We start from the raw sequence: 5,776 nt of genomic DNA, 5'->3' as shown, positions 1-5,776 counted from the left end.
GGTCGGTGGGCCCGGTCAGCGCCCGGCCCCGACCCGGCGGGGGGCTGGCTCAGATGTCCAGGAAGCGCACATCCTTCGCGTTTCGCTGGATGAAGCTGCGCCGCGCGTCGACGTCCTCACCCATGAGGACCGAGAACAGCTCGTCGGCGACGGCGGCGTCGTCCAGCGTCACCTGGAGCAGGATCCGCCGGTCCGGGTCCATGGTGGTGTCCNAGAGCTCGGTGGCGTTCATCTCGCCGAGGCCCTTGAAACGCTGGATCGCGTCCTTGGGCAGCTTGCGGCCGGCCTCGACCCCCCGCTCCAGCAGGCCGTCCCGCTCCCGGTCGGAGTAGGCGTACTCCCAGTCCTCACGCCCCCACTTGATCTTGTAGAGCGGGGGCTGCGCGAGGAAGACATGCCCCGCCTCGACCAGCGGGCGCATGAACCGGAACAGCAGCGTGAGCAGCAGGGTGCGGATGTGCTGGCCGTCGACGTCGGCGTCCGCCATCAGCACGATCTTGTGATAGCGCAGCTTGGCGATGTCGAAGTCATCGTGGATGCCCGTGCCCAGCGCCTGGATCAGCGCCTGGACCTCGGTGTTCTTGAGAACCCGGTCGATGCGCGCCTTCTCGACGTTCAGGATCTTCCCGCGCAGCGGCAGGATGGCCTGGNACTTCGAGTCCCGACCGCCNTTGGCGGAGCCACCGGCCGAGTCACCCTCGACGATGTAGAGCTCGCAGCGCTCCGGGTCGGTGTACNGGCAGTCGGAGAGCTTGCCGGGCAGGCCGGTACCACCGAGCAGACCCTTGCGGCGGGTGAGATCCCGCGCCTGGCGGGCGGCGATGCGGGCCCGCTGGGCGTCGAGGGCCTTGCTGACGATCGCGCGGGCCTCGGTCCGGTTGACCTCGAACCAGTCCTTGAGCGCCGCGTAGCACATCTCCTGGACGAACTTCTTGGCCTCGGTGTTGCCGAGCTTCGTCTTGGTCTGGCCCTCGAACTNGGGCTGCGCGAGCTTCACCGAGATGATCGCGGTGAGGCCCTCCCGGATATCGTCACCGGACAGCCGCTCGTCAGCGTTCTTCGAGCCGGCCTTGACCGGCTTGAGCAGGTTCTGGTCCTTCGCGTAGGCGTTCACCGCGCTGGTGAGCGCGGCCCGGAAACCCTCTTCGTGGGTTCCGCCCTCGTGGGTGTTGATGGTGTTGGCGAAGGTGTAGACCGACTCGTTGTACCNGGAGTTCCACTGCATCGCGAGCTCCGCCTCGATGCCGGTGCCCTTCGACTCCAGGGAGATCACGCTGCGGTGGACGGCGTCCTTGGNCGCGTTCAGGTGGCCGACGAAGTCGACGAGCCNGTTGTCGTACTTGAAGGTGACCTCGACGGGCTCGGCCGCCTCGGCCGCGTCCTTGGCGGAGGCGCTTTCGGCCCCCATCTCTGCGACGGCCGTGACTGCCGCGGCGTCCTGCGCTCCCGCCTCGGTGGCGGACTCGGTGGCCGCCTCGGCCGCGGCTTCGGCGGCCTTCGCGGCCCGGGCAGGGTCCTTCGCCGCCGCACCCNGCTCGTCACGCAGGGTGATCGACAGCCCCTTGTTCAGGAAGGCCATCTCCTGCAGGCGGCGGTAGAGCGTCTCGTACTTGTACGTGGTGGTCTCGAAAATCGTCGGGTCAGCCCAGAAGGTGATCGTCGTGCTGGTCTTCTTCGAGGCTCCGGTCTTCGCCAGCGGCGCCGCCGGCCGGGACGCCGCGTACGGCTGGAACCAGGAGTGGCCCTCCCGCTCGATGGCGACCTCAAGCCGGGTCGACAGGGCGTTGACGACGCTGACGCCGACGCCGTGCAGACCACCGGAAACGGCATAGGACTTGCCGTCGAACTTTCCACCGGCGTGCAGGGTGGTCAGTACCAGTTCCACGGTCGGAATCTTCTTGACGGGGTGTTCCCCGACCGGGATGCCGCGGCCGTNGTCGAAGACGCGTACGCCGCCGTCGGCGAGCAGGGTCACGATGATCGTGTCACAGTAGCCAGCGANGGCCTCGTCCACCGCGTTGTCCACAACCTCGTAGACAAGGTGGTGCAGGCCCCGTTCCCCGGTGGAGCCGATGTACATGCCCGGGCGCTTGCGTACCGCGTCAAGACCTTCGAGAACCTTGATCGAACTAGCGTCGTAGGCCACGCGGCAGGTCTCCTCGTTCTGGACGGAAGTACTCCTCAGTCTACCCGGCAACCCGCCGTAACGGACGCAAGGTGCCCTCTCAGATGTGCGCTGCGCCCNGAACTCCGGTCGGCCGTGGCCCCCTACCGGCTCCGCACCCCCCGTGGCCACGCGCCCATCTGCGACCGGCGGACGGTCGCGTCCGCCTTCCGGGACGATTCAGGCCGGATCAGTGCACTCGGCGACGGGCCGCCCCGGCCGCCCCGTCGCAGGTGATGCGCGGAACGATTCGGGAGCCGGGGGGNCATCCGTACGTATCCCGCGGACCGCGCCCCCCGGGGGCGGACATGCCACCGCGACTCCAGGACGGCGCCGCCGGACCACGCACCGTGATGGTCCGTACGACATGCGGCCCCAGCTCCTTCCGGAGGATCCCGAGGATCTGCCGGGACAACATCCGCAGCTGGGTGGCCCAGGCGGTCNACTCGGCGACCAGTTCCAGCGCCCCGTCACGCAGCGACACCGGAGTGCAGTGCGCGGCGATGTCCGGGCCGACGAGGACGTCCCAGGTGGCCAGCACCGACGCGTCCGNGGCCTGGGTCTGCCAACCACGCTCCGCGACGAGGCGCGAGATCGACGACCCGAAGAGCATCGGGGAACGCCATTCCCGGCCAGGCGCGGCGANGCCGGGCAGCCGCTGGCGCGGTGGCGGGTCACCGGAGCTCTCCCGCCCACGACGACCGGGGCCGTCGGCGCCCTGACCACCCTCGGTGCCCGCCCCGCGGCCGCGCCGAGAGGCGGTACCGGGCCGACCCTGGCCCCGCTCCCGGGCGTCCCGCTTCGCCCGGGCCAGCATCTGCCGGGCGAGGTCGGCGCCCTGCGCCGCCGGCACCGGCTCCCGCGCCGACCCGCCATCCTCAGCTGACACGACGCACCTCCCCGGAGAGCACCTCGAACCGCACGCCGGCGAGCTCGGCGGGAACATCCGCGTCGACGGCCGCGGTCACCAGCACCTGTTCGGCCGGCGCGACGAGCGCCGCGAGGCGGGCCCGGCGCCGCGTGTCCAGCTCGGCGAACACGTCGTCCAGCAGGAGAACCGGCTCGCGGTCGTCAGCGCGCAGCAGCTCGAACGAGGCCAGCCGCAGCGCGAGTGCCAGTGACCAGGATTCGCCGTGGCTCGCGTAGCCGCGGGCGGGGCGCCCCTTCACCGACAGCAGGAGATCATCACGATGCGGCCCGACCAGGGTGACGCCGCGTTCGATCTCCTGGGACCGGACCGCGGCGAGCCCGGCCAGGATGGCGTCGACGAGCGCCGCTCTGGAACGGGGCTGGCCCCCCGGCGAGACGGCCTGGTCCACCGGCGCGGCNGGGCTTTCCAGCGCGGCGGGGCCCTCCGGAACGAGCACTCCATCCCGGACCCGCGCACTTTCCGAACCGGGCGTACCTTCCGAACCGGGTGGAGCGGCTGAACCGGGTGGAGCGGCTGAACCGGGTGGAGCGGCCGGCACAGGCGGTGCGGCTGACGCCGGCCGGTCGGTGAGATCGGTGGGAGTCGGCTCGGGTTCCGCCGGCTGGGGAACTGTCGAGCGGTAGGCGAGATCGGTGGGTGAGTCCTCGCCGGCGACCGCCGCGTAGGCGGCGCGCACCCGTGGCCGAAGCTCCTCGACCAGCGCCAGGCGGGCGGCGAGCAGCTGGGCCCCGTGGTCGGCGAGGTGGCCGTCCCAGACGTCGAGGGTCCGCAGGTCGCCCCGGCCGCCGGCGCGGCGGGCGGCCCCGGCGGTTCGCAGCAGGGCTGAGCGCTGTTTCAGCACCCGGTCGTAGTCCGCCTGCACCGCCGCCATCCGCGGCGAGCGCGCGACCAGCAGCTCGTCGAGGAACCGGCGCCGTTCAGCCGGATCGCCCTTCACCAGAGCGAGATCCTCCGGTGCGAAGAGGACGGTGGCGAGCAGGCCGGCGACGTCGCGGGCACGGGGCAGGGGCGCACGGTTCAGCCGCACCCGGTTCGCCTTTCCCGGCGTTATCTGGATCTCCACCAGCGCGGCCCGGTCGCCTCGCACGATCCGGGAGCGGACGACCGCCTNGGTGCTCCCCTCACGGACGAGAGGAGCATCGTTCGCGACCCGGTGGCTACCCAACGTGGCGACGAACCCGATCGCTTCGATCAGGTTCGTCTTCCCCTGCCCGTTCGGGCCCACGAACGTTGTGACTCCTGGCTCCAGGACCAGGTCCAGTTGCGGGTAGGAGCGGAAGTCGGTCAGGGAGAGGTGGGTGAGATGCACGTCACCCGTTGAGGCGGATCGGCATCAGCAGATAGCGGTAGTCGGGAACCTCCGACTCGTCGTCGCCCCCCTTGCCCGTGAGGATCGCCGGCTTGTTGGCGGCGAGCGCCGCGTCCTCGTCGCTGGCGAAACCGATGCGGACGACATCGGACTCCAGCGCGCCGAGCGCGTCCAGCAGGTAGGCCGGGTTGAACGCCACGGTGAGCTCGGGACCGTCATAGGNGACCGGCAGAGTCTCGGACGCCTGCGCCTCACCGCCCGCACCCGCTTCGAGGACGAGGTGGTCGGGCGTGAAGGTGAGCTGCACCGGCGCGGTGCGGGGTGCGACCAGCGCCACCNGCTTGACAGCCTCGGTGAGCGGCGCGATCTCCAGCTGGGCGATCAGCGGCGAACTGTCGGGCAGCAGTTTGCGGTAGGGCGGGAAGGTGCCCTCGAGCNGCCGGGTTGTCGTCTGACGGGTGTTCCCGGAGAAGCCGGCGAGGGTTTCGCCGGACNGGCCGGTTCCGAGTGCGATCGCCACCTCGACCCCGGCGCCGGACAGCGACTTGGCGGTGTCAAGCAGCGTGCGCGCCGGCACGAGCGCCACTCCGGACGCACCCGGGGAGGCCGGCCGCCACTTGAGGGTGCGCACGGCGAGGCGGTACCGGTCGGTGGCCGCGAGGGTGAGCGTCTCCCCGTCGATCTCCAGCCGCACGCCCGTGAGGACCGGCAGCGTGTCGTCGCGGCCGGCGGCGACGGCGACCTGCGCGACGGCGCTGCCGAACGCGGCGCCCTCGATGTGCCCGGTGATCTCCGGCATCGGGGGGAGTGTCGGGNAGTCGTCGACNGGCAGCATCGGCAGCGCGAAGCGGGCGTTCCCACAGGTCACCACGAGCCTGGTGCCGTCCACGCTGACATCGACCGNGGCGGCGGGCAGCGAGCGGGTGATGTCCGCCAGCATCTTGCCGTTGACCAGGCCGCGCCCCTCCTCGGTGACGGTGGCGTCGACCTCGCCCTGCGCGGCCACCTCGTAGNCGAACGCGGCGACCTTCAGCGCGGGACCGGTGGCGTCGAGAAGCAGGCCGGCGAGCACCTGCAGCTGGGTGGTCGCCCGGCTCGGCAGGGTTCGCGCCGTCCAGGCCACCGCGTCGGTGAATTCGTCCCGTTCCACGCGGAACTTCATGGACACGTCCTCCCGTCGTTCCGCGCTGCCGTACCCACGGCAGACCCGGAACCCTGACATCACCGGTAAAGCCACCCAGAGCCGGGTGCCCACCACTCGCCCCACACCCCGGAGAAGGGGGGCGGAACGGCAGCTGGACCGACCTGGCCCGATCCAGCATCTCAGAGCCGACCGGGCGAGCGGCGAGTGGTCTGTGTTCCGAGGGTGGCA

2 protein-coding genes and 23 pseudogenes are annotated in these 5,776 nt (G+C 71.2%); all 25 read right to left on the bottom strand.

The features are described 5' to 3' along the window. Window positions 1-49: 49 nt before the first annotated feature. A pseudogene (locus UG55_RS40475) lies at window positions 50-212 on the bottom strand (hypothetical protein); the annotation flags it as partial. Between the two features lies 1 nt (window position 213). Then, a pseudogene (locus UG55_RS40470) lies at window positions 214-650 on the bottom strand (toprim domain-containing protein); the annotation flags it as partial. Window positions 651-671: 21 nt separating this feature from the next. After that, window positions 672-737 (bottom strand): annotated as a pseudogene (locus UG55_RS40460) (hypothetical protein); the annotation flags it as partial. 1 nt (window position 738) lies between these two features. Beyond that, window positions 739-978: pseudogene (locus UG55_RS40455) on the bottom strand (DNA topoisomerase IV subunit B); the annotation flags it as partial. A gap of 1 nt (window position 979) precedes the next feature. Then, window positions 980-1,209, bottom strand: a pseudogene (locus UG55_RS40450) (DNA topoisomerase IV subunit B); the annotation flags it as partial. Window position 1,210: 1 nt separating this feature from the next. Beyond that, window positions 1,211-1,296 (bottom strand): annotated as a pseudogene (locus UG55_RS40445) (hypothetical protein); the annotation flags it as partial. A 34-nt stretch (window positions 1,297-1,330) separates the two neighbouring features. Further along, window positions 1,331-1,532 (bottom strand): annotated as a pseudogene (locus UG55_RS40435) (hypothetical protein); the annotation flags it as partial. Between the two features lies 1 nt (window position 1,533). After that, a pseudogene (locus UG55_RS40430) lies at window positions 1,534-1,935 on the bottom strand (DNA topoisomerase IV subunit B); the annotation flags it as partial. Window position 1,936: 1 nt separating this feature from the next. Beyond that, window positions 1,937-2,001, bottom strand: a pseudogene (locus tag UG55_RS40425) (hypothetical protein); the annotation flags it as partial. A 1-nt stretch (window position 2,002) separates the two neighbouring features. Continuing rightward, on the bottom strand, window positions 2,003-2,146 hold a 144-nt coding region (locus UG55_RS40420; protein ID WP_304440431.1), incomplete at its 3' end, for a hypothetical protein. Window positions 2,147-2,430: 284 nt separating this feature from the next. Further along, a pseudogene (locus tag UG55_RS40415) lies at window positions 2,431-2,607 on the bottom strand (DciA family protein); the annotation flags it as partial. Between the two features lies 1 nt (window position 2,608). Further along, a pseudogene (locus UG55_RS40410) lies at window positions 2,609-2,716 on the bottom strand (DciA family protein); the annotation flags it as partial. 1 nt (window position 2,717) lies between these two features. Then, window positions 2,718-2,777, bottom strand: a pseudogene (locus UG55_RS45585) (DUF721 domain-containing protein); the annotation flags it as partial. Window positions 2,778-2,810: 33 nt separating this feature from the next. Beyond that, a pseudogene (locus UG55_RS40405) lies at window positions 2,811-3,053 on the bottom strand (DUF721 domain-containing protein); the annotation flags it as partial. Beyond that, window positions 3,043-3,492: pseudogene (locus UG55_RS40400) on the bottom strand (DNA replication and repair protein RecF); the annotation flags it as partial. The pseudogenes UG55_RS40400 and UG55_RS40405, both read right to left, overlap by 11 nt. A 1-nt stretch (window position 3,493) precedes the next feature. Then, window positions 3,494-4,205: pseudogene (locus tag UG55_RS40395) on the bottom strand (DNA replication and repair protein RecF); the annotation flags it as partial. A gap of 1 nt (window position 4,206) precedes the next feature. Continuing rightward, window positions 4,207-4,404, bottom strand: a 198-nt coding sequence (locus UG55_RS40390; protein ID WP_242424862.1) for an AAA family ATPase, incomplete at its 3' end; no start/stop codon positions are given. A gap of 1 nt (window position 4,405) precedes the next feature. Beyond that, a pseudogene (locus UG55_RS40385) lies at window positions 4,406-4,626 on the bottom strand (DNA polymerase III subunit beta); the annotation flags it as partial. A 1-nt stretch (window position 4,627) separates the two neighbouring features. Further along, a pseudogene (locus tag UG55_RS40380) lies at window positions 4,628-4,742 on the bottom strand (hypothetical protein); the annotation flags it as partial. Between the two features lies 1 nt (window position 4,743). After that, window positions 4,744-4,841: pseudogene (locus UG55_RS40375) on the bottom strand (hypothetical protein); the annotation flags it as partial. A gap of 1 nt (window position 4,842) precedes the next feature. Next, a pseudogene (locus UG55_RS40370) lies at window positions 4,843-4,898 on the bottom strand (hypothetical protein); the annotation flags it as partial. Between the two features lies 1 nt (window position 4,899). After that, window positions 4,900-5,219: pseudogene (locus UG55_RS40365) on the bottom strand (DNA polymerase III subunit beta); the annotation flags it as partial. A gap of 12 nt (window positions 5,220-5,231) precedes the next feature. Continuing rightward, window positions 5,232-5,307, bottom strand: a pseudogene (locus tag UG55_RS40360) (hypothetical protein); the annotation flags it as partial. A gap of 1 nt (window position 5,308) precedes the next feature. Further along, a pseudogene (locus UG55_RS40355) lies at window positions 5,309-5,417 on the bottom strand (hypothetical protein); the annotation flags it as partial. Between the two features lies 1 nt (window position 5,418). Next, window positions 5,419-5,566 (bottom strand): annotated as a pseudogene (locus UG55_RS40350) (DNA polymerase III subunit beta); the annotation flags it as partial. Window positions 5,567-5,776: the final 210 nt, after the last annotated feature.

The organism is Frankia sp. EI5c (genome assembly GCF_001636565.1).
In the GTDB taxonomy this organism is placed as follows: Bacteria; Actinomycetota; Actinomycetes; order Frankiales; family Frankiaceae; genus Parafrankia.
This window is presented reverse-complemented; position numbering and strand designations above follow the sequence as displayed.